This is a genomic window from Dankookia sp. GCM10030260, from assembly GCF_042666655.1.
GTDB lineage: Bacteria > Pseudomonadota > Alphaproteobacteria > Acetobacterales > Acetobacteraceae > Paracraurococcus.
On record NZ_JBHTDE010000005.1, the window covers coordinates 315603 to 340038 of the forward strand.

At 73.6% G+C, this 24436-nt stretch carries 22 protein-coding genes; 13 read left to right on the plus strand and 9 right to left on the minus strand.

Annotated features, from left to right (window positions below):
• The first annotated feature begins 8 nt into the window (after positions 1-8).
• The 10 genes from ACFQS7_RS18970 to ACFQS7_RS19015 are packed head-to-tail and all read left to right on the plus strand — an operon-like array spanning position 9 to position 11866.
• Complete coding sequence (locus ACFQS7_RS18970) at positions 9-1088, plus strand: efflux RND transporter periplasmic adaptor subunit (protein WP_380068683.1); 1080 nt, start codon at positions 9-11, stop codon at positions 1086-1088.
• Positions 1085-4156: an efflux RND transporter permease subunit gene (locus ACFQS7_RS18975; protein ID WP_380068684.1), complete on the plus strand. Its 3072-nt coding sequence runs from the start codon at positions 1085-1087 to the stop codon at positions 4154-4156. The genes ACFQS7_RS18970 and ACFQS7_RS18975 overlap by 4 nt, the downstream gene beginning before the upstream one ends.
• Positions 4153-4593: a Na+/H+ antiporter subunit E gene (locus ACFQS7_RS18980; RefSeq protein ID WP_380068685.1), complete on the plus strand. Its 441-nt coding sequence runs from the start codon at positions 4153-4155 to the stop codon at positions 4591-4593. The genes ACFQS7_RS18975 and ACFQS7_RS18980 overlap by 4 nt, the downstream gene beginning before the upstream one ends.
• Positions 4586-4849, plus strand: a complete 264-nt coding sequence (locus ACFQS7_RS18985) for a monovalent cation/H+ antiporter complex subunit F (RefSeq protein ID WP_380068686.1) — start codon at positions 4586-4588, stop codon at positions 4847-4849. Before ACFQS7_RS18980 ends, ACFQS7_RS18985 begins: the two co-directional genes overlap by 8 nt.
• Positions 4846-5127, plus strand: a complete 282-nt coding sequence (locus ACFQS7_RS18990) for a cation:proton antiporter (protein WP_380068687.1) — start codon at positions 4846-4848, stop codon at positions 5125-5127. The genes ACFQS7_RS18985 and ACFQS7_RS18990 overlap by 4 nt, the downstream gene beginning before the upstream one ends.
• Positions 5124-6095, plus strand: coding sequence for a hydrogenase subunit MbhD domain-containing protein (locus ACFQS7_RS18995; protein ID WP_380068688.1), 972 nt, complete (start codon positions 5124-5126; stop codon positions 6093-6095). Before ACFQS7_RS18990 ends, ACFQS7_RS18995 begins: the two co-directional genes overlap by 4 nt.
• Positions 6092-6382 carry an NADH-quinone oxidoreductase subunit K gene (locus ACFQS7_RS19000; protein WP_380068689.1) on the plus strand — a complete coding sequence of 97 codons (291 nt, stop codon included), beginning with the start codon at positions 6092-6094 and terminating at the stop codon, positions 6380-6382. Before ACFQS7_RS18995 ends, ACFQS7_RS19000 begins: the two co-directional genes overlap by 4 nt.
• Positions 6382-7857: a complex I subunit 5 family protein gene (locus tag ACFQS7_RS19005; protein ID WP_380068690.1), complete on the plus strand. Its 1476-nt coding sequence runs from the start codon at positions 6382-6384 to the stop codon at positions 7855-7857. Before ACFQS7_RS19000 ends, ACFQS7_RS19005 begins: the two co-directional genes overlap by 1 nt.
• Positions 7854-9455 carry a complex I subunit 5 family protein gene (locus ACFQS7_RS19010; protein ID WP_380068691.1) on the plus strand — a complete coding sequence of 534 codons (1602 nt, stop codon included), beginning with the start codon at positions 7854-7856 and terminating at the stop codon, positions 9453-9455. Before ACFQS7_RS19005 ends, ACFQS7_RS19010 begins: the two co-directional genes overlap by 4 nt.
• Positions 9452-11866: an AsmA family protein gene (locus tag ACFQS7_RS19015; RefSeq protein ID WP_380068692.1), complete on the plus strand. Its 2415-nt coding sequence runs from the start codon at positions 9452-9454 to the stop codon at positions 11864-11866. The genes ACFQS7_RS19010 and ACFQS7_RS19015 overlap by 4 nt, the downstream gene beginning before the upstream one ends.
• Positions 11867-11980: 114 nt before the next feature.
• On the opposite strand, the gene ACFQS7_RS19020 is transcribed toward ACFQS7_RS19015, so the two are convergent.
• The 5 genes from ACFQS7_RS19020 to ACFQS7_RS19040 form a co-directional block, all read right to left on the minus strand.
• Positions 11981-13003, minus strand: coding sequence for a lipid A deacylase LpxR family protein (locus ACFQS7_RS19020; protein WP_380068693.1), 1023 nt, complete (start codon positions 13001-13003; stop codon positions 11981-11983).
• Between the two features lie 151 nt (positions 13004-13154).
• The gene (locus tag ACFQS7_RS19025) at positions 13155-14384 is read right to left on the minus strand and encodes a patatin-like phospholipase family protein (protein WP_380068694.1); all 1230 of its coding nucleotides are present in this window, start codon (positions 14382-14384) and stop codon (positions 13155-13157) included.
• Between the two features lie 41 nt (positions 14385-14425).
• Entirely contained in the window at positions 14426-16144 is a 1719-nt protein-coding gene (locus tag ACFQS7_RS19030) for a DcaP family trimeric outer membrane transporter (RefSeq protein ID WP_380068695.1), read from the minus strand.
• Positions 16145-16154: 10 nt separating this feature from the next.
• On the minus strand, positions 16155-16433 hold the full coding sequence (locus ACFQS7_RS19035; RefSeq protein ID WP_380068696.1) for a glycine zipper domain-containing protein: 279 nt from the start codon (positions 16431-16433) through the stop codon (positions 16155-16157).
• A 16-nt stretch (positions 16434-16449) separates the two neighbouring features.
• Positions 16450-16875, minus strand: a complete 426-nt coding sequence (locus ACFQS7_RS19040; protein ID WP_380068697.1) for a Rap1a/Tai family immunity protein — start codon at positions 16873-16875, stop codon at positions 16450-16452.
• A gap of 207 nt (positions 16876-17082) precedes the next feature.
• On the opposite strand from ACFQS7_RS19040, the gene ACFQS7_RS19045 reads away from it, so the two are divergent.
• Positions 17083-17583 carry a MarR family winged helix-turn-helix transcriptional regulator gene (locus ACFQS7_RS19045; protein WP_380068698.1) on the plus strand — a complete coding sequence of 167 codons (501 nt, stop codon included), beginning with the start codon at positions 17083-17085 and terminating at the stop codon, positions 17581-17583.
• Positions 17584-17603: 20 nt separating this feature from the next.
• On the opposite strand, the gene ACFQS7_RS19050 is transcribed toward ACFQS7_RS19045, so the two are convergent.
• From ACFQS7_RS19050 to ACFQS7_RS19065, 4 genes are read right to left on the minus strand one after another with little or no spacing between them, the layout of a single operon-like run.
• Positions 17604-18068, minus strand: a complete 465-nt coding sequence (locus ACFQS7_RS19050) for a (2Fe-2S)-binding protein (RefSeq protein ID WP_380068699.1) — start codon at positions 18066-18068, stop codon at positions 17604-17606.
• Positions 18065-18856 carry an FAD binding domain-containing protein gene (locus tag ACFQS7_RS19055; protein ID WP_380068700.1) on the minus strand — a complete coding sequence of 264 codons (792 nt, stop codon included), beginning with the start codon at positions 18854-18856 and terminating at the stop codon, positions 18065-18067. Before ACFQS7_RS19055 ends, ACFQS7_RS19050 begins: the two co-directional genes overlap by 4 nt.
• The gene (locus tag ACFQS7_RS19060; RefSeq protein WP_380068701.1) at positions 18853-21171 is read right to left on the minus strand and encodes a xanthine dehydrogenase family protein molybdopterin-binding subunit; all 2319 of its coding nucleotides are present in this window, start codon (positions 21169-21171) and stop codon (positions 18853-18855) included. The genes ACFQS7_RS19055 and ACFQS7_RS19060 overlap by 4 nt, the downstream gene beginning before the upstream one ends.
• Positions 21168-22454: an amidohydrolase/deacetylase family metallohydrolase gene (locus ACFQS7_RS19065; protein WP_380068702.1), complete on the minus strand. Its 1287-nt coding sequence runs from the start codon at positions 22452-22454 to the stop codon at positions 21168-21170. The genes ACFQS7_RS19060 and ACFQS7_RS19065 overlap by 4 nt, the downstream gene beginning before the upstream one ends.
• Positions 22455-22690: 236 nt before the next feature.
• Between ACFQS7_RS19065 and ACFQS7_RS19070 the strand changes: the two genes are divergently transcribed.
• Positions 22691-23842, plus strand: a complete 1152-nt coding sequence (locus tag ACFQS7_RS19070) for an ABC transporter substrate-binding protein (RefSeq protein ID WP_380068703.1) — start codon at positions 22691-22693, stop codon at positions 23840-23842.
• Positions 23842-24432, plus strand: a complete 591-nt coding sequence (locus ACFQS7_RS19075; RefSeq protein WP_380068704.1) for an ABC transporter permease subunit — start codon at positions 23842-23844, stop codon at positions 24430-24432. Before ACFQS7_RS19070 ends, ACFQS7_RS19075 begins: the two co-directional genes overlap by 1 nt.
• Positions 24433-24436 lie beyond the last annotated feature (4 nt).

Sequence of the window (24436 nt, forward strand, 5' to 3'; positions counted from 1 at the left end):
GGCGGGCCATGCCCCGCCTGTTGCCGCTGCTGGCCATCCTGCCGATGCTCGGTGCCTGCGACGACAATGCGCCGGCGGCGCCGGCGGAAATCCGCCCCGTGCGGGTGGTGACCGTCGCCCCGCGCAGCGGCGGGGACAGCGTCTCGATCACCGGCACCGTGGCGGCGGAGACCGAGGTCAACCTCGCCTTCCGGATCGACGGCCGCATGGTGGAACGCCTGGTCAATGTCGGCGACCGCGTCACCGCCGGCCAGGTGGTCGCCCGGCTGGACCGGCAGAACGAGGAGAACTCGCTGCGTGCCGCCCGCGCCCAGCTGACAGCGACGCGGGCCCAGCTGGTCGAGGCGCGCAACAACTACCAGCGCCAGCGCGAATTGCTGCAGACCGGTTTCACCACGCGCGTGCGCTACGACCAGGCGACGCAGACCCTGCGCAGCGCCGAATCCGCCATGGACGCGGCGCAGGCGCAGGTGAACATCGCCGAGAACCGCCTGGGCTACACGGAATTGCATGCCGATGCCGGCGGCACCGTCACCGCCCGCGGCGCCGAGAACGGGGAGGTCGTGCAGCCCGGCCGGATGATCGTGCAGATCGCGCGGGAGGAGGGCCGCGACGCGGTCTTCGACGTGCCGCCCAGCATGAAGGACCAGGCCCCGGCCGACCCGGTGATCGAGGTCGCGCTGACCATGGACCCGGCGGTGCGCGCCATCGGCCGGGTGCGGGAGGTCTCGCCGCGGGCCGATCCGGCGACCGGCACCTTCCGCGTCCGCGTCGGGCTGGACGCCCCGCCGCCGGCGATGCGGCTCGGCTCCACCGTCACCGGCCGGATGGAGCTCGGCGGCAGCGCCGGCATCGAGGTGCCGGCCTCGGCGCTCACCCGGTCGCAGCAGCAGCCGGCCGTCTGGGTGGTGGACCCGGCGACGCAGACCGTGGCGCTGCGGCCGGTGGAGGTGCTGCGCTTCGACCCGGCCCGCGTGCTGGTCGGCCAGGGGCTGGAAAGCGGTGATATCGTGGTGACCGCCGGCGTGCAGGCGCTGCGTCCGGGGCAGAAGGTGCGGCTGCTGGGTGCCGCGAGCGCGGCGCGATGATCGGTCCCAACCTTTCCGCCATCGCGGTCAGCCGCAGGTCGGTCACCGTCTATTTCATGATCCTGGCGGTGCTCGCCGGGACGCTGACCTTCTTCCGGCTCGGCCGCAACGAAGACCCGGCCTTCACCTTCCGCACCATGGTCGTGCAGGCCGGCTGGCCGGGTGCGTCGATCGAGGAGATGCTGCTGCAGGTCACCGAACGCCTGGAGCGCACGCTGCAGGAGGTGCCCAACCTCGACACGCTGCGCAGCTACACGGTGCCGGGCCAGACCACGATCTTCGTCGACCTCAAGGGCGCGACCAAGCCGGCCGTGGTGCCGGACATGTGGTACCAGGTGCGCAAGCGCATCGGCGACATGCGCCACACCTTGCCGCAGGGCGTCGTCGGTCCCGGCTTCAACGACGATTTCGGCGATACCTTCGGCACCATCTACGGCTTCACCGCGGACGGCTTCACCCACCGCGAGCTGCGCGACGAGGTCGAGCAGGTGCGCTCGCGCCTCCTCCTTGTCCCCGATGTCTCCAAGATCGAGCTGCTGGGGGCGCAGGACGAGGTCATCTTCATCGAATTCTCGCCCGAGCGCCTGGCCGGGCTCGGGCTGAACTACCCCGCGCTGATCGAGGCCCTGCAGGCGCAGAACCTGGTGCTGCCGGCCGGCATGGTGCAGACAGGCAACGAACGCCTCTCGGTCCGCGTCTCCGGCGCCTTCTCCACCGCCGAGGACGTGCTGGCGGTGAATTTCGTCGCCGATGGCAGGCTGGTCCGGCTGGGCGACATCGCCGAGGTCCGCCGCGGCGTCGCCGATCCGCCGCAGCCGCTGTTCCGCGTCAACGGCCAGCCGGCGATCGGCCTGGCGGTGGCGATGCGCGAGGGCGGCGACATCCTGACGCTGGGCCAGAACATCCGCCGCGAGATGGCGGCGATCACCGCCGACCTGCCGATCGGCATCGAGCCGGTGCTGGTCGCCGACCAGGCCCGCACCGTGGACCTTGCCGTCGGCGAGTTCATGGAATCGCTCTGGCAGGCGATCCTGATCACGCTCGTCGCCAGCTTCGTCGCCCTCGGCGTGCGGCCGGGCTCGGTGGTGGCGCTGTCGATCCCGATCAGCCTGGCCATCTGCTTCCCGCTGATGTCGCTCTGGGGGATCGACCTCGACCGCGTCTCGCTCGGCGCGCTGATCATCTCGCTCGCCTTGCTGGTCGACGACGCGATGACCGCGATCGACGCCATGATCCGCCGGCTGGCGGCCGGCGACACCAAGGAGCAATCGGCCACCTTCGCCTATACCACGCTGGCGGCGCCGATGCTGACCGGGTCGATCATCACCATCGCCGGCTTCGTCCCCATCGGCTTCGCCGCTAGCAGCGCCGGCGAGTACACCTTCTCGATCTTCGCCGTGGTCGCCATCTCGCAGATGGTGTCCTGGTTCGTCGCGGTGCTGTTCGCCCCGGTGCTCGGCCTCGCCATCCTGAAGGCGCCGACCGCCCAGGCGCAGGCGATGCCGGCGAAGCAGGGCTGGCTGATGCGCGGCTTCAACGCGCTGCTGGTCGGCGCCATGCGGGCGCGCTGGGTCACCATCGGCCTCACCATAGGCATCTTCGCGCTATCGGTCTGGGCGGTGCGCTTCGTGCCGCAGCAATTCTTCCCGGCCTCCGACCGGGTGGAGCTGCTGGTGGACCTGACCCTGCCGCAGAATGCCTCGATCCACGCCTCCGAGACCGCCTCGAAGACGCTCGACGCCATCCTCGCCAAGGACGCCGACGTCGAGAGCTGGAGCGCCTATGTCGGCCGCGGCGCCGTGCGCTTCTACCTGCCGCTGAACGCGCAGCTGCCGAACCCCTTCTTCGGCCAGGTGGTGGTGGTGGCGAAGGACCTGGCGGCGCGGGCCCGGCTGCAGCCGCGGCTTGAGAAGGTACTGGCCGAGCAATTCCCCGAAGCGATCGGCCGGGTCTATCCGCTGGAGCTCGGCCCGCCGGTCGGCTGGCCCCTGCAGTACCGCGTCACCGGGCCGGAGGTGGAGACGGTGCGCGACATCGCCTTCCAGGTCGCCCAGGTCATGGCCGCCGACCCGGAGGCGCGCGGCACGAACTTCGACTGGATGGAGCCGGCCCGGCAGCTGCGCGTGCGGGTCGACCAGGACCAGGCGCGCATGCTGGGCCTGAGCTCGGCCGGCCTCTCCGCCTTCATCAACGCGACGCTGACCGGCACCGTGGTGACCCAGCTGCGCGACGACATCTACCTGGTCAACGTCGTCGCCCGCGCCACCGCCGACCAGCGGCTCTCGCTCGATACGCTGCGCGGCCTGCAGGTGCCGGTCCCGGGTGGCCGCACGGTGGCGCTCGGCACCTTCGCCAGCTTCGAGTACGAGCAGGAATTCCCGCTGATCTGGCGGCGCGACCGGGTGCCGACGCTCACCGTGCGGGCCGACGTGGTCGCCGGCGTGCTGCCGGAAGCGGTGGTCACGCGCCTCGCTCCCGGCATCGCCAGCCTCGCCGAGACCCTGCCCAGGGGCTTCCGCATCGAGCTCGGCGGCATCGCCGAGGAGAGCGCATCCTCGCGCGCCTCGGTGCTCGCGGTGGTGCCGGCCATGCTGGTCATCATGTTCACCGCGCTGATGGTCCAGCTGCAGAGCTTCGTCCGGCTCGGCCTGGTGATCGCCACCCTGCCGCTCGGGCTGATCGGCGTGGTGGCGGCGCTGCTGCTGTTCCGCCAGCCGCTCGGCTTCGTCGCCATCCTCGGCATCCTCGCGCTGCTGGGGATGATCGCCAAGAACGGCGTCATCCTGCTGGTGCAGATCGAATCCGATAGGGCCGATGGCATGTCGGTCTGGGACGCGCTGGTGGCGGCCAGCAATTCGCGCTTCCGGCCCTTGATGCTGACCGCGCTGTCCACCGTGCTGGGGATGATCCCGATCGCGCCGACGGTCTTCTGGGGACCGATGGCCTTCGCCATCATGGGCGGGCTGCTGGTGGCGACGCTGCTGACCCTGGTCTTCCTGCCGACGCTCTATGCCACCGTCTACGGCGCCCGCGCCCCGGCGGGGCGGGGCGAGGCGGGCGCGGGATGAGGGCGCGGGCACTCCGCTTCGCGGGTTTCTTCGGGCTCTGGCTCGTGCTGTCCGATGCCGCCGTCGCCGGGCTGCCCTTCGGGCTGCTGGCCGCGGGGCTGGCCTGCTGGGCCAGCCTGCGTCTCTCGCCCGGCGCCCTGCGGCTGGACGCGCCCCGGCTGCTGGCGCGCGTCACGCGGCAGGTCGTGCTCGGCGGCGTCGATATCGCGGCGCGCGCCTTCGACCCGCGCCTGCCCCTGCGGCCCGGCCTGCTCGCCCACACTCCGGCGCATGGCGCGGGCCCGGCGCGCGACCTGCTCGCGGCCCTTGCCAGCCTTTCCCCCGGCGCGCTGCCGGCGGGGCTGGACGAGGCTGGCCGCATGGTCGTCCACACGCTCGACACGGCGCAGGATGCCGCCGCCGACCTGGCGGCGACCGAGGCGCTGATCCATGGCTGAATTCCTCCTCGTCGCCGCCGGCCTCGTGCTGCTGACGGCGATGGTGGCGCTGGCCCGCGCGCTGCGCCGCCGCGCGGCGGCCGACCGGATGATGGCGGCGCAGCTGCTCTGCACCGCCGGCGTCGCGGCCCTGCTGCTGCTGGCCGTCGCCACCGGGACGCCGTCCATCGTCGATGTCGCCCTGGTGCTGGCCCTGCTCGCCGCCTTCGCCTCCATCGCCTTCGTCCTCGCCGCGCGGGGCCTGGGGGAGCGATGAACCTGCTGTCCGGCCTCCTCGTCGGCGCGGGCGTCGTCTTCTTCGTCGCCGGCACCACCGGCCTCTGGCGCTTCCCCGATACGCTGAGCCGCCTGCATGCGCTGACCAAGGCCGATGGCCTCGGCCTCGGGCTCATCACGCTCGGCCTGCTGCCGCTGGCCGGCGGCGTGCTGCCGGCGCTCAAGCTCGTGCTAGTCTGGCTGCTGCTGCTGTTTTCCGGCGCCATCGCCGCCCAGCTCATCGCCGAGCACCAGCGCCGCGTCGGGCCGCCCGAATGATCGCCGTCCTCGACCTGGGCCTGGCCGCCGCCATCCTCGCCGTCGCGGCCTGGACGCTGTGGGTGCGCTCCGACTTCTCCGCCGTCGTCGGCTTCGTCTCCTACGGGCTGCTGCTGGCGCTGGCCTGGGTGCGGCTCGGCGCCATCGACGTGGCCCTGACGGAGGCCGCCATCGGCGCCGGCGCCACCGGTTTCATCCTGCTCCTCGCCGCCACCCGCCTGCGCGGCGGCCCAGGCGGCGTGCAGCCCGATGTCGACGCCGCCACCCCCAGCCGAGGCCAGCGATGGGCGATCGGCGTTCTCTGCGGCATCATCGGCGCGGCGCTGGCCGCTGCCATGCTCGCGCTGCCCGAACCCGCGCCCAGCCTGGCCGCCGAGGCCGCCCGCCACCTGCCCGAGCTCGGCGTGGGCAACCCCATCACCGGCGTGCTGATGGCCTATCGCGGGCTGGATACGCTGCTGGAGGCGGTGGTCGTCGTCTTCGCCGTCGTCGCCGTCTGGTCCATGGCGCCCGACGATGCCTGGGGGCAGGCGCCAGGGCCGCGCTTCCCGGCGCAGCACAGCGGGCCGCTCGCCCTGCTCACCCGCGTCCTGGTGCCGATCGGCATCGTCACCGGCATCTACATCGCCTGGGTCGGCGCCGATGCGCCGGGCGGCAAGTTCCAGGGCGGCACCATCCTCGCCGCCATGTGGGTGCTGGCCTGGGTCGCCGGCCTCGCCCCCATGCCCAGCGTCACCAGCGCCGGCCTGCGCTGGGCGGTGGTGGCCGGGCCGCTCACCTTCCTCGCGGTCGGCCTGCTGGGCTACGTCTGGGCCGGCGGCTTCCTGGCCTATCCGCCCGCCTTCGCCAAGCCGCTGATCCTGGCCATCGAGGCGGCGATGACCATCTCCGTCGGCGCCGGCCTGGCGATGCTGGTCGCCGGCCCGCCCGAGCGGCCCGATCAAGGCAGGCCAGGGCGGCGCGCATGATCTTCGCCGTCACCGGCTCGGCGCTCGTCGCCCTCGGCCTGTTCGGAGTCGTCACCCAGGCGGCGCTGCTCAGAAAGATCCTCGCCTTCAACCTGCTCGGCGGCGGCGTCTTCCTGCTGTTCGGCGTCGTCGCCCGGCGTGGCGCGGTGGTCGATCCGGTGCCGCAGGCCCTCGTCATCACCGGGCTCGTGGTGGCCTTCGCCGCCACCGCGCTCGCCCTCGTCCTCGTGCTGCGGATGTTCCAGATCACCGGTGCCGCCACCATCGCCGAGGACCCGCCGGCGTGATGGACCCCACCCCCGGCGGCGTCCTGCTCATCCTGGCCATGGTCGTGCCCGTCACCGGCATGCTGGTCGCCTTCGCCATGGGCGGCCGCGCGGCGGAGCGGATCGCGCTCGGCGTGGTGCCGGTCGGCATCGGCATCGCCCTGCTGCTCGCGGCCGGCGTGCTGCGCGCCAAGGCGCCGATCGTGGCATGGGTCGGCAACTGGGCGCCGCCACTCGGCCTGGCCTTGCGCGTGGACGGCATCAACGCCGCCATGCTGCTGACCACGGCGCTCATCCTCGGCGGCGTGGCGCTGCATGCCCGCGCCGACTACGCGACCGCCCCGGGTGCCGCCGAGGCGCGCGCGCCGCTCGCCTTCTGGGTCTTCTTCCTGGCGCTGTGGACGGCGCTGGGCATGGCCTTCCTCGGCTCCGACCTGTTCAACCTGTTCGTCGCGCTGGAGATGCTGACCTTCGGCGCGCTCGCGCTCGCCTGCCTCGATGGCCGCGCCACGCAGTTCAAGGCCGAGCTGCGCTACCTGCTCTTCGCCCTGATCGGCTCCGTCCTCTATCTGCTCGGCTGCGGGTTGCTGTACGGCGACTACGGCACGCTGGATGTGGTGCTGCTCGCCCGCGCCGCCCGGCCCGATGCGGCGACCATCATGGCCGCCGCCCTGATGAGCGTGGGGCTGCTGGCCAAGATGGCGCTGTTCCCGCTGCATCTGTGGCTGCCGCCCGCCCATGCCGGGGCGCCGCCGGCGGCCAGCGCCGTGCTCTCCGGCCTGGTGGTGAAGGCCTCCTATTTCCTGCTGCTGCGGCTGTGGTTCACCGTGCTGCCCGGCGCGCTGGCCGCGGCGGTGGCGCCGGTCTTCGCCACGCTCGGCGCCGCCGCCATCCTGTTCGGCAGCCTGGTCGCGCTGCGCCAGGCGCGCCTCAAGCTGCTGGTGGCCTATTCCACCGTGGCGCAGATCGGCTACCTGTTCCTGATGTTCCCGCTGGTCGCCGGGGCCACGGATGGCCTGGGCTCCGCCGCCTGGCTCGGCGGCGCCCTGCAGGCCATCTGCCACGCCTTCGCCAAGGCCGCGATGTTCCTCGCCGCCGGCGTGATCGCGGGCGTGCTGGGGCATGACCGCATCGCCGACCTCGGCGGTTCCGCGCGGGCGACGCCGCTCAGCGTCTGGGCCTTCGGGCTTGCCGGCCTCTCGCTGATGGGCATCCCGCCCAGCGGCGGGTTCTCGGCCAAGTGGCTGCTGCTGATCGCGGCGATCGAGACCGGGCAATGGTGGTGGGCGCTGGTCATCGTCGGCGGCGGCCTGCTGACCGGCGGCTATGTCTTTCGCGTGCTCTCGGCCAGCATGGCCGACAGCGCCGCCCCGCCGGTGGCCGCGGCGAAGCCGGTGCAGGAACGCGTGGCGCTCGGCCTGGCCATCGTCTCGGTGCTGCTCGGCCTCATGCCGCTCGGCGCCTTCGGCCTGGTCCGCATCGGGCTGCTGCCATGATCCTGCTGGCCGCCATGCTGGTGCCGCTGCTGATGCTCGCGGCCTGCATTGCCTCCGGCCCACGCACCCGCATGCCGACCCTGCTCGGCCTCGCACCGCTGCCGGGCCTGGCCGCGGCATGGCTCGGCCCCGGCCAAAGCGTCGTGCTCTATGCCGACTGGCTGCGCCTCACCCTCATGCTCGACGCGCCGGCCGCGGTGCTGCTGGGCGGGGCCGCGCTGCTCTGGAGCGCCGCCGGCCTCTATGCCGGCGCCTATCTCGGGGGAAAGCCCGGCGCCGAGCGTTTCGCCTGCTGGTGGCTGATCACGCTGTCGGGCAGCCTCGGCGTCTTCGTCGCCGGCGACCTCGTCACCTTCTACCTCGCCTTCGCCATGGTCAGCCTCGCGGCCTATGGCCTGGTGGTGCAGGACCGCACGCCGGCCGCGTACCGCGCCGGCGCCGTCTACATCCTGCTCGCGGTGCTGGGCGAGGTCTGCCTGCTGCTGGCCTTCGCCCTGCTTGCCGCCGCGATCCCCGGCACGAGCCTGGCGATCCGCGACGCCGTCGCCGCGCTGCCCGGCGCGCCGGGGCGGGACCTCATCATCGGCCTGCTGCTGGCCGGCTTCGGGCTGAAGGCCGGGCTGGTGCCGCTGCATGTCTGGCTGCCGCTGGCGCATCCGGCGGCGCCGATGCCGGCCTCCGCCGTGCTGAGCGGCGCCATCATCAAGGCCGGGATCATCGGCCTGATCCGCTTCCTGCCGGCCGATGGGACGATCCCCGAATGGGGCCTGGCCCTGGCCGGCATCGGCCTGCTGACCGCGTTCTGGGGCGTCGCGGTCGGCATCACCCAGCGCAACCCGAAAGCCGTGCTGGCCTATTCCAGCATCAGCCAGATGGGCGTGGCTTGCGCAGCGCTCGGGCTCGGCCTGGCCACCGGGGAGGCCGGGGCGGCGGTGGCGGTCGCCTTCTATGCGCTCTGCCACATGCTGGCGAAGGGGGCACTGTTCCTCGGGGTCGGCGTCGCCATGGCCAGCGGGCGCCGTTGGCTCTGGCTGGCGCTGGGCCCGGCGCTGGTCCTCGCGCTCGGCTTCGGCGGGCTGCCGGGGACCGGCGGGGCGCTGGGCAAGGCGGCGGTGAAGGGGCTGTTCGGCTATGGCATCCCTGGCCTGCTGGCAGGCCTCTCGGCGGCCGGATCGACCCTGCTGATGCTGCATTTCTGCCGCCGGCTGGCGGCCCAGGCGGCGGCCGACCCCGCGGCTTGGCCGCCGGCCGGGCTGCTGCTGCCCTGGCTGGCCCTGGCGGGCGCCGCCATCGCGGTGCCCTGGTGGCTCTATGCGCCGAGCGGGCTCGGCGCGGCGACCGATAGCCTGGACCCCGCCGGCCTCTGGCCGGTGCTGCTCGGCACCGCCCTGGCACTGGCGCTGCGGCGCGCCACGCTGCCCGCGGTGCCGGAGGGCGACATCCTGCTGCCCGTCGCCCGCTGCCTCGATGCCGGCGCCCCCTGGGCCGGCCGCGCCGCGGGGCTGGAGGCGATGCTGCGCGGCTGGCCGGCCGCCGGGACCGCGCTGCTGACCCTTGCCTTGGTTTTCGGCCTCGCCATGCTGCGCGCCCTGCCATGACGATGCGCGCCCTGCTCGGCGGCGCGGCGGGCCTCGCGGCGTTGGCCCTGGCCGGGCTGCTGGCGATCCCCTGGGCACTGGAGACCGGCGCGCTCACCGCCCGGCTCGACGCGGCGCTGGAACGGGCGACCGGGCGTGCCGTCAGCCTCGGCCCGATCTCGGTCCGGGCGTCCCTGCGGCCGGCCTTCACCATCGCCGGGGCGACCATCGCCAACCCGCCCGGCCTGTCGCGGCCGGATTTCGCCAGCATCGGCCAGGTCGAGATCACCCTTGGCCTGCTGCCGCTGCTGGCCGGCCGGGTCGAGATCGACAGCGTGACCCTCGCCGGCGCGGATATCCTGCTGGAGCGCGATGCCGAAGGCCGGCCGAACTGGCTCCTCGCCCCGCCGGCGCGGGACGAAGCGGCCGAGCCCGGTATGCAGCTCAGCCTCGGCGCGCTGCAGGTCACCCAGTCCCGCATCGCGCTCGCCGGCCAGAGGGCGCTGGCCGTCCCGGCGCTGGAACTGCGCCGGCAGGGCGAGGGCCTCGGGCTCACGGGGCGGCTCCTGCTGGCCGGCAAGCCCTTCGCCCTGGATGCGGCGATCGGCGCGCTGGCCGACCCGGCGCCGCCGCTCCGCGCCAGCCTGGCCGGCGAGGACCTCCGCCTCGCCGTCCGCGGCACCCTGCCGCGCAACCTCGCCGAGCCGGGCTGGTCGCTGGCGCTGGAGGGCGACGCGGCCGACCCGGCGCGGCTGGCGGCGCTGCTGTCGCCCGGCCTGGCGCTGCCGAAGCTCGGCCCGGTGCACGGCGCGGCCGCGCTGGGGCCGGGGCCGGCGCTCACCGACATCCGGCTGAGCACCGGCGCCACCAGCCTCGGCGCGCCATTGCCCGGGCTGCGGCTGAAGACCGCCGCGCTGCGCGCCGCGACGCCGGATGCCCCGGCCATGCTCACGGCCCGGCTGCGCCGCGGCACCGCCGAGGCCGGCCTGGCCGCCACCCTCCCGTCGCTGCGGCGGCTCGTCGCGGCGGGGCCGGCGCAGCTGTTGCCGGTGGAGGCGACGCTGACCGCCGGCGCCGCCAGCCTCACCCTGCGCGGCGAGGCGAGCCGGACCGGCGTGGCACCGGCGGGCCTCGCGGCGCGCCTCGCCGCGCCCGACCTCGCCGCGCTGGGGCCGCTGCTGGGGATGGACCTGCCGGGGCTGCGCGAGGTGGTGGCCAGCGCCCGGCTCGGCGCCGGCCCGCACGGCCTGCTGCGGTTCGGCGGGCTCGCCGTGACGGCGGCGGGGCTGGACCTGGCCGGCGAGGTTGAGCTGGCGACCGCGCCGCGCACCGTGCTCACCGGCCGCCTCGCGGCCCGCCGGCTCGACCTCGATGCGCTGGGCGGCGCCCGGCCGGCGCCGCCGCGCCGGACCCGGCTGATCCCCGACGTCGCGCTGCCGGTCGCGGCGCTGCGCGGCTTCGACGCGACGCTCGCGCTCTCGGCCGAGCAGGTCACCGCCGGCGGCATCGCCTGGCGCGGGCTGAGCGGGCAGTTGACGCTGGCCGGCGGCCGGCTGGCGGTGCAGCCCTTCACCGCCAGCCTGCCGGGCGGGACGCTCACCGGCCGCTTCAGCCTGGACGCCGCCGCCGCGCCGCCCGATGCCGCGCTGTCGCTGCGCAGCCAAGCGCTCGACCTCGGCGCTGTCGCCCGCGGCCTCGGCAATACCGCCGCGATCGAGGGCCAGGGCGAACTCGCGCTCGACCTGCGCGGCCGCGGCACGACGCTGCGGGCGGTGGCCGCGACGCTCGGCGGCGAGGCCGGGCTGGCCGTGGTGGAGGGCAGGCTGGTCTATGCCGGCGCGCTGCGGCTCGGCCCCAATCTGGTGCGCACGCTGCTGCCGCGCGGCCCGGCGGCGCGGGAGGCCGAGCTGCGCTGCCTCGCCCTGCGGCTGACCGCCGAACAGGGCGCGGTGCGCAGCCAGGCGCTGCTGCTGGAAGGCGGCTTCGGGCGCATCGACGGCGACCTGGCGGTCAACCTGCGCGACGAGACCCTGGCGGCGCGGCTGCTGCCGGACATCTCGGTGCTGGGCGGCGTCACCCTGCGCACCCCGGTCGGCATCGGCGGCACCCTGGCGGCGCCGCGGGTGGGGGTGGAACCCGGCGCGGCGCTGGCGCGGGTCGCCGCCGACGCGCTGGCCAACCGGCTGTGGCGCAGCAGCACGGTGGCCTGGCTGCGCGGCCCGGGGGAAGGCGATTGTGCCGCGCAGCTCCGCCTGGCACGGCTCGGCCGCGAGGGGCGGGTGCCGCCGGCGGCGCCGGCGCCGGTACCGCTGGTGCCGCGCGAATTGCAGGGCGCGGCGCGCGAGGTCCAGGGCGCGGCGCGCGAGGTGCAGGGCGCCGCGCAGGACGTGCTGCGCGGCATCGGCGGGCTGTTCGGCGTCGGGCGCCGCTGACCCGCCGGCCCGCCTGCATCCTGCCACTGCCCGCATTGCGTGCCCTGCGGCGGCCGCCCGGCGCCCGAGGGCACCGCGAACGACGCCGGCGGCCATCGGAGATGGCCGTTGGCGTCAGAAGCGGAAGGCCAGGCTGAGCGAGCCGAATTGCGCCGCTTCCCGCTGCGCGGTGAATTCCTTGCTGCGGATGGTGTAGGTCGCGGTCAGCCGGGCGCGTGGCATGACCAGGGCGGCGCCGAAGCTGGCATCGGCGATGAAATCCTCCCGGTCCACGCTGCGGCTGTCGCGCCAGGTATTGCCGTCGAGCGAGATGTCGCGGCCGACCGCGCGGCCCTCGAGTCCGGCGAAGGCATACCAGCCCCAGGTCTCGCCCGGTTCGAAGAACAGCGACCCGGCGGCGGCGGGCCGCACCCGCGGCGGGCCGAAATCCGCGTCCAGCGCATTGCCGACACGGAACGTCATCCCGACGCTGCCGTAGGTCTGCACGTTGCCGAGGCTGGCGGCCACGCTGGGGATCAGGCCGATCGCCAGGTCGTCGTTGACCGGGCGGTTGATCCGCCATTGCCGCGCCAGCACCAAGTTCACCCCGGGTTCGTCCTTGATCTGGTAGCTCCAGCCATAGGCGCGGTCGATGCCGAATATGTCGTGCGTGGTGTTCTGCACCTGGCGGCCCAGCGCCGAGGGGCCGAACACGCCGAGCTGGAGTTCCGCCACCGCCAGCGTCGTGTCGGTGTTCGAGGACAGCGTGAAGGCGGTGTAGAGCCAGCCGGCATAGGGCCGGTCCTTCGGGTCCGGGTTGCGCAGCAGCGTGTCTTCCGGGGTGTACTTCTTCTGCCCGAAGGCGAGGCCCCAGCGCGGCGTGCCGCCTGCCGGGAAGAACGGCGCCAGCGCCGAGGTCAGCCGCGTGGTCCAGCCCGGCGGCGCGCCGGAGGGCGAGGCCCAGGCGAAGAGGAAGCCGTTGGTGTAGTAGCGGTCGTTGCCGGAGAAGGTGTCGTTCTCGATGATGAAGGCCAGGGTGCCGCGGCTGTAGGCCGGCGTCGTCACGGCGTCCTCGGCGCGCGCCGCGGCGGGTGGCAGGACCCCGGCAAGCAGCGGTGCCAGCGCCGCCAGCCAACGGATTGCCTTGCATGTCGTCATCGGGATGCGCCTCGGTTCCAGTGGCATCGGAGGGGGCGGCCGGGCGGGGAAGCCCGGCCGCGGGTGGGATTCAGCGCGGCGCGGCCGCCGCGGTCGGGTCGGCGATGACGGGCTGGTCGGACATGGCGAAGGTTTCCTTGCGTCGTGTCGGCTAGCGGGCGGCGGGACGATCGGCCGTGGCGGCCAGGGTGCCGACCACGGGCGGCACGTCCACCCAGGCGGTGCCGCTGCGCGCCTTGGCCTCGGCATAGTCGAACAGCGCCTGCATGAAGCGCTGGTCGAAGGGCTCGCGCCGCTCGGCGGCGAAGTTGGACCCGATGAAGCTCAGCCGGAAGCCCACCTCGTCGCGCTGCGCCGTCAGGTAGATGCGGCTGATATCGCCGACCCCGCTGAAATGCAGCAGGGTGGCGATCGAGCGCCGGGCGATGGAGAAGAGCCCGCGGTTGACGCTGGCGGCCTCGATGTCGATGCGGCCGTTGCGGATCACCCAGATGGTGCGCTGGCGCGGCGGCTGCCCCGCCGCGCCGCGCAGGGTGAGCGAGGGCGGGTAGAAGAAGACCTGCGTCGCCGCGCCGCCATCGACATGCATCTCCTGGAAGCCGCGGCCGTCGTGTTCGACATCCACCAGCACCGGCGGGAAGGCGCCGGGGATGGAGGCGCTGGCCAGCAGGATCTTCTGGAACAGGGCGAGCGCATCGGGGTGGCCGCTGGCGGCGATGGCGCCGATGTTCCAGACCACCGGCCGCTGCAGGTCGAGGTTGGTGGTGCCGATCAGCAGCAGCCGCCCGCGGGCGTATTCCCGCGCGATCGCGGCCAGCATCGCCGCATCCGCGTGGCGCTGGATCAGCCGCGTCAGCGGCGAGGTGTCGGCGAGCGAATCGTTGAACAGCACGGCGAAGGGGATGCGCCGCAGCAGGATCAGGTCGGGCGGCGCCTGCTGGGTGAAGACCTCCCGCAGGGCAGGGTCGTAGTCCGGGCCGAGGAAGGCGAAGGGCGCGATCAGGGCGCCCGCGGAGATGCCGGTGACGACGTCGAAGCGTGGCCGGGTGCCGGTCGCGGTCCAGCCGGCCAGCAGCCCGGCGCCATAGGCGCCGTTGTCGCCGCCGCCCGACAGCGCCAGGAAATGCGCCGGCGGCAGGGCGCGGCCGGTGCCCGCGCCCTGCCGCGCCAGCATCAGGTCGGCTTCCCGCCGCAGCGCGTCGGGCGGGCCGTCCGGCCAGAAGCGGGCGTTCGGGACGCCGAGCACCGGCAGGCCCACCGTGGCCTCGGCCGGCGGGGCGTCCTGCCGCAGCACATTGGCGCAGCCGGCAAGGGGCAGCAGCAGCAGCAGGCAGCGCAGCAGGCCGCCCAGCCGGGGCAGGGCGAAGCGGCGTCTCGGCATCGGCAAGGCGGTCCCTCCGGCGCGGGTCAGGTCCCGCCTGCTCAGAACCGGGCGACGGCGCCGAACAGGACGCGGTTGGCGATACCATGCCCGACGCCGCCGGCCCCCGCCGTCGTCGCACCGCCGTACAGGTCACGCCGGGTGAACAGGTATTCGAGCCCGATGTCCAGCCAGCCATTCGTGACAGTCCCGGCGCGCTCCTCGGCGAAGGGGCTCCAGATCAGGTTGGCGAAGACCTGCTGCACCTCCCGGTTCAGGCCGAGCGCGGTGGCGGAGCCGGGGGTGAATTCGCCGGCATAGGCCGGGTAGTCCTGCCGCGCGTAGGAATAGGCGAAGTTGCTGCGCCACCGGGCCTCCCAGAAATGCCGCCAGGCCGCGGTCATGCCCCAGGAGGGCAGCGGGTCCAGCCGCAGCCCGAGCCCGGCCGAGGCGAGGCCGAGGTTGGAGGTGGCATCCTGCCCGCCGGTATTGCCGAAGAAGTAGCGGCCGATGCCCTCGCCGTAATAGGCCATGCCGATCAGCTCGTCGGCGCCGAAGCCTGAGCCCAGCAGGCTGAGCGGCATCCGCACGTGGCCGGCCAGGCCCCAGCCGGTGGCGCTGCGGCCGCCGCCCGTGGCGGCGGTGCCGGCGGTCTCGATCCGCAGGTCGCGCAGCATGCTGCGCAGGCCCAGCTCCCAGCCGGACTCGCGATACGTCAGCCGGCCATGCAGGTCGGGCATCGCGTTGAAGGCCGGGCTGGCGCCGTTGCCCAGCGAACTGCCCGGATTGAAGGTGCCGGCGGCGGAGACATAGGTGGTCTCCGGCGCCTCCAGCGAGACCTGGCCGGTCAGGCCGGGCGCCAGCCGGCCGGTCAGGCGGATCTGTGCCTGGCGGATGAAGGACTGGTTCAGGTTGGTGGCGTCGATGATGGTCTCGAACAGGCCTTCATTCCACAGGCTGTTGGCCTGGCCGACCAGCACCCGGAAGGCCGGGGTGCCGAGCTCGCCCCAGGCCTGGCGCAGCCGGAACACGGCATTCGAGGAGGTCGGCGAGCCGCCGCCGAAATCGCCTTCCAGCCGGGTCTCCAGCGTGCCCCAGCCGGTCAGCGTGCGGGTGTCCACGCCGAAGCGGCTGAACCGCGCCGTCATGCCGTAGTCGCCGCCCTGCTGGTCGGCCGGGCTGCCGGTCAGCGGGATCGAGGCCGGGGAGGGCGCGTCGGTCTGGTTGCGGCCGTTGAAGTCGGCCCAGGTGGTCAGCTTGGCGAAGCCGTAGAGCCGCACCTGGGTGTCGGTGTTCGGGATGCGCAGCGCGATGCCCGGCAGGTCGGCGCGCAGCGCATCTTCCGTGATGTAGGCGCGGCCCATAGGCTCGGGCGGGTCGAGGCCCTCGACCGGCGCGGCGATGCTGGCCGCCGAGCCGGCGGATGCGCGGGCCTGCTGCGCCTCCTGCCGCGCGGCGCGGGCTTCCGCCGCCGCGGCGGTGGCCTGGGCCTGGGCCTGGCGCGCGGCGTCCTGTGCGGCGCGCAGTTCGGGTTGCGCCGTGGCACGCGGCGGGGCCGGCGCCGCCACGGCCGCCGGCGGGCGCCTCGCGCTGCGCGCCTCCAGCTGGTCCAGCCGGCGCTGCATCGCTTCGAGCTGGCGGCGCAGTTCGGCGATGGTCGCCGCCTCGCCGCCCGCCGGTTGCGCGAAGGCGGCCGGGGCGCCGAACAGGATGCCGAGTGCCAAGGGCAGCGCGAGGTATCGCATCTTCCGTCCCCGCCGCAGCGGCATCCTGCCAGCCATCAGGGGATCCTCAGCGCGGGGTGGAGCGTCCGGCCTGGACGCCCTGGTTGAAGGCGCGCTCGTTGCTCTGCTTGTGGCGGTCCCAGGCGAAGCCGCCGGCGGCACCGACGCCGGCCCCGATGGCGGCACCGAGCCCGGCATTGCCGGCCATGGCACCGATCAGCGCGCCGCCCGCGGCGCCGCCGAGGGCGCCGGTGCCGGTGCGCTGCGCCGTCGGACTGAGATCGGCGCAGGCGGAAAGCGAGAGGGCCGCGGCCAGGAGGCCGGCCGTCGCCAAGCGATGGGTCATGATCGATCCTCCCGGGTCAGAAGCGGGGCTTGCGCGCGGCGGGCTGGGCGGCGGCCGGCGCGGGCGGGCAGGGGTAGGTGTCGGAGGCCCAGCGGAGCAGGCCGTCGAGCGCCTTCTCCTGCCCGCGCTGCGGGTTGGCCCGCGCCCAGGCGACGAAGGAGACCTGCACGGCCTCGAGCGTGGGGGAGGGGCTGGGCAGGCAGAAGATCGGCGTCCGGCCGACGCTCATCTCCGTGTGGTACTGGCCGGCACCGGTGATGAAGCCGCGGCAATAGCCGATGGCGGTGGCGCCGATCATGTCGGTGCCGCTGGCGCTGCAGGCCTCGGCCAGCGTGGCGGTGGTGACGACGCCGGCGGCGCCGGTGGGGGCCTGCGCCTGGACAGGCACCGAGCCGAGGGAAACGACCGCCAGACCGGCGGCAAGCATGGTGGCAAGGCGCATTCAGGCCTCCCTTGTTGGCTTCGGCCGCGTGCCGGGGTGGCTTATCCGGCAGGGGCGGCACGAGCGTTTGGACGCGCCATTACGCTAACGTCGGGACCGGGGCGCAGCAACATGCATCGAATGCCGCCTGCGGGATTCGGGATGGGCCATGCCGCGCCCGACGCGCACCCTTGCCGGGCGGGGCGGCGCGGTGCCATGCAGCAGGCCATGCCCGATGCCTCCGCCAGCCCGCGCCCGGGGCGCTGCGATCCGGATCCCGCCACGCTGCTGCTGGACCGGCCCGGCGTGCTGGTCCGCCGGCTGCACCAGGTGCATTCCGCCATGTTCCAGGAGGAATGCGCCGGCATCGGCGTGACCCCGGTGCAGTACAGCCTGCTCAGCCTGGTGCAGGCCGCGCCGGGGATGGACCAGCGCAGCGCCGCGGCGGGGCTGCGGCTGGACCGCTTCACCACCGCCGACGTCATCCGCCGGCTGCAGGCTGCCGGCCTGCTGGGCGTGGCGGCCGGGCGCGACCGCCGCACCCGGCTGCTTACCCTGACCGCCGCCGGCGCCGCGGTGATGGCCCGGATGCAGCTGCCGGCGGCACGGGCGCATGCCCGGCTGGTGGCGCCGCTGCCGGCGGCCGACCGGGCGGTGCTGCTGCGGCTGCTGCGGCAACTGGTGGATGCGCATGAGGCCGAGGGCGCCGCGGCGCCGAAGGTGAGGTAGGGGCGCCGCCGCGCCCACCGTCAGGTAGCGGCGCGCGCCGCCAGCACGGACAGGATGGCGCGGACGATGCCGCGATAGCCGGTGCAGCGGCAGAGGTTGCCCGCCAATTCCTCCCGCACCCGCGCGGCATCGGCCTGCGGCAGGCGGAGGACGATGTCGCGGGCGGTGACCAGCATGCCCGGCGTGCAATAGCCGCATTGCAGCGCGTGCTCGGCGGCGAAGGCCTCGCGCAGCCGGGCCATCAGCGGGTCGGCGTCGAAGCCCTCGATGGTGCGCACGGTCGCGCCGTCGCAGCTGCCGGCATGCAGCAGGCAGGCGCGGGCGGGGGCGCCGTCCACCTCCACCGTGCAGGCGCCGCAGACGCCGTGCTCGCAGCCCAGATGCGTGCCGGTCAGCAGCAGGTCGCCGCGCAGCAGGTCGGCCAGGTGGGTGCGCGGCTCGGCGGCCAGGGTGACGCTTTCGCCGTTGACGGTCATGGTGATCATGCGGCCTGCTCCACGGCGCGGCGCAAGGCGGTGCGGGCGAGGGCCGCGCGCCAGGGGTCGTCGAGCCCGAAGCCGGCGACGATGCGGTCGGCCTCCGCCGCGGGCGCCGCCAGCAGCGCGGAGGCGTCCGGGATCACCAGCGGCGCGGCGTCGAGTGCCGCCAGCACGGCGCGCGGCGCGGCGGCGGGCAGGGCCAGGACGCAGGCGGTGGCCTTCGAGAATTCGCCGGGCTTGCGGCAGAATTTCCAGTGGCCCCAGCGCGTCGCGTCCGGCAGCGCGGGCAGCTCGACCGCCAGCAGCAACTCGTCGGCACGCAGGGCGGTCTCCATCACGCCGGGGATGAAGCCGGCCAGCGGGATGCGCCGTTCTCCCTGCGGGCCGAGCGCCAAGGCGACGCCGGGAAACGCCGACAGCACCGCGACCCAGTCGGCCGCCGGGTCGGCATGCGCCAGGCTGCCGCCGAGCGTGCCGCGGTTGCGCACCGCGCGGTAGGCGATGCGGCGTGCCACGCCGGCCAGGATCGCGCCCAGCCGCCCGGGCACCGCGCCGTCCTCGATGGCGGCGTGGGTGGTGCCGGCGCCGATGCGGACCAGGTCGCCCCGGATCTGCACGCCGGCATAGCCGGGCAGGTGCCGCAGGTCGGCCAGCCGGTCCGTCGTCGCCACCCGCAGGTTCAGCATCGGCCCGAGCGATTGCGCGCCGGCCACCGGCCGGGCGCCCGACGCCAGCAGCGCCAACGCCGCCGGCCAATCGGCCGGGCGGGCATAGTCGAAGGCGGCGGGCTTCATGCGCGCGCCCGGGCGATGGCGGCCAGCACGCGGGCCGGCGTCGCCGGCAGTTCCAGCACCTCCGCGCCCAAGGGGGCCAGCGCGTCGTTGATGGCGTTGAGGATGGCGGCCGGCGGGCCGATGGCGCCGCTCTCGCCGATGCCCTTCTGGCCGAAGCGGGTCCAGGGGCTGGGCGTTGCCATGTGCTCGATGCGGATGTCCGGCACCTCGGCAGCGCCCGGCAGCAGGTAGTCGGCCAAGGTGCCGGCCAATGGCTGGCCTTCGGCGTCGAACGGCATCTCCTCGTACAGGGCGGTGCCGATGCCCTGGGCGGTGCCGCCGAGCACCTGGCCGTCGACGATCATCGGGTTCACCAGCGTGCCGCCATCCTCGACGATGACATAGTCCTCCAGCGTCACCATCCCGGTGTCGGTATCCAGCTTCGCCACCACGGCATGCGCGGCATAGCTGTGGGTGCCGGTGTCGGGGTCGGGGCGGTAGCCGGCCGTCACCTCCAGCCCGCCGCGGTCGACGCCGGCGGGCAGGTTCTGCGGGCTGCGGAACCAGGTGCGGGCGACCTGGTCGAGGGTGACCTGCGCCTCCCCCGCATGCACCGCGCCGCCGCGCAGCACCGCCGCGCCGGGCTCCGCCTGCAGCAGCGCGGCGCCGATGGCGACGGCGCGCTCCCCCAGCAGCCGGCAGGCCTCGGCCACCGCGCCGCCGGCCATGACCATGGCGCGGCTGCCCCAGGTGCCGGTCGAATAGGGGGTCAGCGCGGTGTCGCCATGCACCAGGCGGACGCGGGCCGGATCGACGCCGAGGATTTCGTGCGCCACCTGCGCCAGCGTGGTTTCCAGCCCCTGGCCATGGCTGTGCAGGCCGACGCGGAGCTCCAGCACGCCATCCGGGGTGAAGCGGGCCTGCGCCTGCTCGAAGCCCGGCACGAAGGGGATGCCCCAGCCGTGGTAGACGGAGGTGCCGTGCGCGCCCTGTTCGCAGAAGACGGCGAGGCCGAAGCCGACCGCCTCGCCCCGCGCCTGGCGCGCGCGGATGCCGGCGATGTCGACGGCGGCGACGGCACGCCGCAGCGCCTCCGGGTAGTCGCCGCTGTCGAACACCTTGCCGACCAGGTTGCGGTAGGGCATCGCCTCGGGCGGCACCAGGTTGGCGTGGCGCACCGCGTCGGCCGTCAGGCCCAGCTTGCGTGCCAGCGCGTCCAGCGTGGTCTCCATGGCGAAGCAGACGCCGGTGCGGGCGACGCCGCGGTAGGGCAGGATCGGCGGCTTGTTGGTGCAGGCCGATACCGTGCGGAAGCGGAAGCGCGGCAGCGCATAGGGGCCGGGGAAGATGCTGCCGATCTGCGCGGCTTCCAGGCAGGCGCTGAAGGGATAGGCGGAATAGGCGCCGGCATCGACGGTGGCGTCGACCTCCGCGCCCAGCAGCTTCCCCGCGGCATCGGCCCAGGCGGTCACGACGTAGTGGTGTTCGCGGCAATTGGCATTGGCGGTCAGCTGTTCCAGCCGGTCCTCCAGCCAGCGGACGGGGCGGCGCAGGCGGATCGCCAGGGCGGCGCAGATCAGCTCCTCCGGCAGCAGGATCCCCTTGTAGCCGAAGCCGCCGCCGACATCGGGGGCGACGACGCGCACCTGGCCCTCATCCAGCCCCAGGCATTCGGCGATGCCGGTCTTGGTCACATGCGGCATCTGCGCCGCGCTGGTGACGACCAGCTGGTCCAGCCGCGGATCCCATTCCGCCAGCACGCCGCGGCCCTCGATCGGCGCCATGGACTGCCGCGCGGTGCGCAAGGTGCGCACCACCTTGGCGGCGGCGACGGCGTCGAGGTCGGACAGGTCCTCCTCCCGCCGGGTCTCGAGGAAGGCGTTGTCCGGCCAGTGCTCGTGGATCAGCGGCGCGCCGGGGGCGCGGGCCAGCAGCATGTCGGCGATCGCCGGCAGCGCCTCGAACGCCAATTCGCAGGCGGCGGCGAGGTCCTCGGCCTCGGCCCGGGTCGGCGCGACGCAGGCGGCGATCGGCTCCCCCACATGGCGCAGCTTGTCCCGCGCCAGCGCCGGCTGTTCCGAATGGCGGAAGCCGGGCAGGGCGGAATTGGCGCGGATCGGGCCGATTTCCGGCAGGTCCTCGGCGGTGAAGACGCGGCCTTCGGCGCCGGCCGGCTTCGTCACGCCGATCAGCCGTGCATGCGCCACCGGGCTGCGCAGGAAGGCGACCTCCAGCGTGCCCGCCGGGCGGATGTCGCCGACATAGCGGCCGCGGCCGTGCAGGAAGCGCGCGTCCTCCTTGCGGCGGAGCGATGCGCCGACGCCTTTCGCGCTCACGCCGCCTCGGCGAGGATGGGCCGCGGCAGCACCTCGGAATCCGCGTCGAACCGCTGGCCGGCGCGGAGGCAGAAGGCGGGCCGCAGGAAGCGGTCGGCGGTCACCACGGTGCCCTCGTTGTCCTCCAGCCGGAAGCGGCCGCGCTCGTCGTGCAGCACGGTGATGTCCGCCTCCCGGCCCGGCCGCAGCGCGCCGATCTCGTCGCCCATCCGCAGCATCGCCGCGCAATGCGTGCTGACCATGGGCACCACCTGTTCCAGGGTGAGGCCCAGCGCCAGCATGCTGGTCATGGCGGAGGCGAGGGAGAAATTCTGCTTCCCCGCGAACAGGTGGTTCTCCGCATCGTCCGGATGCGCCTCCGGCGTGCCGCGCGGCTTCGGCAGGGTGGTGTTGTAGCCATGCATGTCGGCGCCGAGCGTGTCCGGCACCACCCCGGCATCGATCACCAGCCGCGCCATGCGGAAGGAGAAGTGGGAGCCATGCCCGACATCCACCTTCAGCCCGCGCGCCAATGCTTCCCGCACCACCGGGTGCAGCGCGCCGTGCCGGTCGACGAAGCCGCCCGGATGCCGGGTGAAGGGATGCGCCAGCACGTCGCCGGCGCGCATGATCTCCAGCATCTCCGGCAGGATGGCGTCGGGGTCGTAGGGCGTGCCCTCGCCCGGCATCGGCCAGAGCTGGCCGAAATGGATGTAGAGCGGCCGGTCGAGCCCGCGCGCGATCGCGGCCGCCTTGCGCATCGCCGCATTGCCCCAGCGGGTGAAGCCGGCGATCTCGGCATGGCCCTTCACGCCGCGGACGAGATCGGCATTGGCCTGGCCGGCGCGGATCGTGTCCTCCACCGCGATGCAGTCGGGGCCGTAGAGCTCGGGGTAGTAGTGGCCTTCGAGCCCGCCGACCATGTAGGCGGAGATGAAGGCCAGCACCCGGCTGGCCGAGGGCCTGGCGATGTATTCGCGGAAGGCCGGGAAGGTCAGCACCGAGGGTCCGCCCTGGTCGACCAGCGTGGTGACGCCCGAGCGCACGCCGACCATGTCCGCATCCAGGCCGAAGCGGCCGGTGACGTAGCGGAAGACGTGGGCGTGGGTGTCGATCATCCCCGGCAGCACCAGCTTGCCGGAGACATCGGTCACCTGCGTCGCCGGGCCGGCGAGGGCGCTGCCGATGGCGGCGATGCGGCCATCCCGCACCGCGACATCCATGATGCCGTCGAGCCCCTGCGCCGGATCGATCACATGGCCGCCGCGCAGGATCAGGTCGAAGGGCTTGGGCTGGTCGGACATCGGGCGGTCTCCGGGCTCGCCTGGGGGACGCAAGCAGCATGCCATGCCTCGGGCCGGCCCTGGCACCGGAAATAGGTGGGTGTACGCACATTTCCTGATCACCCGTCGCTCAAACCGCGGGCGGTGGGGGCGCCAGGCACGCCGCTGCCGTCCGGGCCAAGGGTGGCACCGGCCTTGCTTGGCCTCGCCACCGAAAAGGTCCGCGCCCCGGGCCGCGCCGAGCCGAGGTGACCCGCATGCCCAATCGCCGTTCCGTCCTGCTCGCCGGCCTCGCCTTGCCGGCGCTGGCCCGCCCCGGCTTCGCCGCCGACCCGATCAGGATCGGTATGACCCAGCCGCTGACCGGCGCCGTCGCCGCTTCGGGCAATTACGTCGCCAACGGCGCGAAGATCGCCACCGAGGCGCTGAACCGCGCCGGTGGCGTGCTCGGCCGGCCGATCCAACTCATCCTCGAGGACAACAAGTCCAACCCGCGGGAGGCCGTGGCCTCGGTCGAGAAGCTGGTGCTGAGCGACAAGGTGCCGGTGCTGATCGGCGCCTGGTCCAGCACCTTCACCCTGGCGATCATGCCGAAGCTGATCGAGTACAAGGTGCCGATGGTGGTCGAGACCTCGTCGGCCGCGCGCATCACCACCTCCGGCAACCCCTGGGTCTTCCGCATCTCTCCGACCAGCGAGATGGAGGCGCTGGCCTTCGCCGAGCAGCTTTCGAAGTTCGACCCGCCGATCAGGAAGATCGGCTTCCTGTCGGTGAACAACGATTTCGGCCGAGGTGCTGCGGAGAAGTTCAGCGCGGCCCTCGCGGCCAAGGGCATCGCCGTCGGCCGGACCGAGACGATGACGCCGGATGCCACCGACCTCGCGGCGCAGCTGACCGCGCTGAAGCAGACCGACAGCGACACGGTCTTCGTCACCACCGGCGTCGAGCAGACCACCCTTGCCCTGCGTCAGGCGGTGGAGCAGCGCCTTGGCAAGCGCATCGTCACCACCGGCGGCGCCTTCCCCGACCAGCTCATCGCCAACCCGCTGCCGGCGGGCAACGAGAGCTTCCATATCCTGTTCTACGCGCCCTGGTTCCCCGAGAGGGCGCCGCATCCGGCGCTGGCCGCGACCTATACGGAGGAGTGGAAGAAGAAGGGCTGGGAGTTCGCCGGCCTGACCGAGGGCTTCCGCGGCTACGACGCCATGCTGACCGTGGCGGAGGCCATCCGCATTGCCGGCAAGGCCGAGCCGGCGGCGATCCGCGACGCCTTGTGGAAGGTGAGGATCCCCGGCGTGAACGGCGACATCGCCTTCCAGAAGGAGGGCCCGGCGGGCCAGGAGAGCGGCCAGAACCGGCCCAACGTCACCATCCTGAAACTCAGCGAAGGCAAGACCAGCCTGCTCTGATGGACCAGGCGTTACAGCATCTGGTGAACGGCACGGTCCTCGGCGGCACCTATGCGCTGCTGGGGATCGGGCTGACGCTGGTTTTCGGCGTCATGCGCGTGGTCAATTTCACCCATGGCGAGCTCTACGCCTTCGGCGCCTACATGACCTATGCGCTGGTCTCGCTGGCGGGGGTGAATTTCTTCGCGGCCCTGCTGCTGGCGACCTTGGCGGGCGTGGCGCTCGGCGCGCTGCTCGAACTCCTGCTGCTGCGGCGGATGCGCGGGGCGGATATCGACAGCGTCATGCTGGTCATGATCGGCGCCGCGCTGGTGCTGCAGAACGGCCAGATGTGGATCTGGGGCGGCGTGGCGAAGCTGATCCCCAACCCCTTCGCCGGATCGCCGCTGGTGTTCGGCCCGGTCTCCGTCCTTCCCCTGCGGTTGTTCGTGCTGGCGACGGCCGCGGCGCTGCTGCTGGGCTTCTGGCCCAACTTGAACAGTCCCCGTTGGGAGTCCGTTGGCAAGTGGTTGATTTTGCGCGGCCTGCTGCCTGATTCCCCGGAGTTTGGCAAATATGTAGTGCCACGAACATGGCGAAAAATGGCTTGAAAAG

Excerpts from the sequence above, each read along its gene's own strand:
- ACFQS7_RS18970 (WP_380068683.1), top strand. The coding sequence starts at position 9 with ATGCCCCGCCTGTTGCCGCTGCTGGCCATCCTGCCGATGCTCGGTGCC.
- ACFQS7_RS18975 (WP_380068684.1), top strand. The coding sequence starts at position 1,085 with ATGATCGGTCCCAACCTTTCCGCCATCGCGGTCAGCCGCAGGTCGGTC.
- ACFQS7_RS18980 (WP_380068685.1), top strand. The coding sequence starts at position 4,153 with ATGAGGGCGCGGGCACTCCGCTTCGCGGGTTTCTTCGGGCTCTGGCTC.
- ACFQS7_RS18985 (WP_380068686.1), top strand. The coding sequence starts at position 4,586 with ATGGCTGAATTCCTCCTCGTCGCCGCCGGCCTCGTGCTGCTGACGGCG.
- ACFQS7_RS18990 (WP_380068687.1), top strand. The coding sequence starts at position 4,846 with ATGAACCTGCTGTCCGGCCTCCTCGTCGGCGCGGGCGTCGTCTTCTTC.
- ACFQS7_RS18995 (WP_380068688.1), top strand. The coding sequence starts at position 5,124 with ATGATCGCCGTCCTCGACCTGGGCCTGGCCGCCGCCATCCTCGCCGTC.
- ACFQS7_RS19000 (WP_380068689.1), top strand. The coding sequence starts at position 6,092 with ATGATCTTCGCCGTCACCGGCTCGGCGCTCGTCGCCCTCGGCCTGTTC.
- ACFQS7_RS19005 (WP_380068690.1), top strand. The coding sequence starts at position 6,382 with ATGGACCCCACCCCCGGCGGCGTCCTGCTCATCCTGGCCATGGTCGTG.
- ACFQS7_RS19010 (WP_380068691.1), top strand. The coding sequence starts at position 7,854 with ATGATCCTGCTGGCCGCCATGCTGGTGCCGCTGCTGATGCTCGCGGCC.
- ACFQS7_RS19015 (WP_380068692.1), top strand. The coding sequence starts at position 9,452 with ATGACGATGCGCGCCCTGCTCGGCGGCGCGGCGGGCCTCGCGGCGTTG.
- ACFQS7_RS19020 (WP_380068693.1), bottom strand. The coding sequence starts at position 13,003 with ATGACGACATGCAAGGCAATCCGTTGGCTGGCGGCGCTGGCACCGCTG.
- ACFQS7_RS19025 (WP_380068694.1), bottom strand. The coding sequence starts at position 14,384 with ATGCCGAGACGCCGCTTCGCCCTGCCCCGGCTGGGCGGCCTGCTGCGC.
- ACFQS7_RS19030 (WP_380068695.1), bottom strand. The coding sequence starts at position 16,144 with ATGGCTGGCAGGATGCCGCTGCGGCGGGGACGGAAGATGCGATACCTC.
- ACFQS7_RS19035 (WP_380068696.1), bottom strand. The coding sequence starts at position 16,433 with ATGACCCATCGCTTGGCGACGGCCGGCCTCCTGGCCGCGGCCCTCTCG.
- ACFQS7_RS19040 (WP_380068697.1), bottom strand. The coding sequence starts at position 16,875 with ATGCGCCTTGCCACCATGCTTGCCGCCGGTCTGGCGGTCGTTTCCCTC.
- ACFQS7_RS19045 (WP_380068698.1), top strand. The coding sequence starts at position 17,083 with ATGCCCGATGCCTCCGCCAGCCCGCGCCCGGGGCGCTGCGATCCGGAT.
- ACFQS7_RS19050 (WP_380068699.1), bottom strand. The coding sequence starts at position 18,068 with ATGATCACCATGACCGTCAACGGCGAAAGCGTCACCCTGGCCGCCGAG.
- ACFQS7_RS19055 (WP_380068700.1), bottom strand. The coding sequence starts at position 18,856 with ATGAAGCCCGCCGCCTTCGACTATGCCCGCCCGGCCGATTGGCCGGCG.
- ACFQS7_RS19065 (WP_380068702.1), bottom strand. The coding sequence starts at position 22,454 with ATGTCCGACCAGCCCAAGCCCTTCGACCTGATCCTGCGCGGCGGCCAT.
- ACFQS7_RS19070 (WP_380068703.1), top strand. The coding sequence starts at position 22,691 with ATGCCCAATCGCCGTTCCGTCCTGCTCGCCGGCCTCGCCTTGCCGGCG.
- ACFQS7_RS19075 (WP_380068704.1), top strand. The coding sequence starts at position 23,842 with ATGGACCAGGCGTTACAGCATCTGGTGAACGGCACGGTCCTCGGCGGC.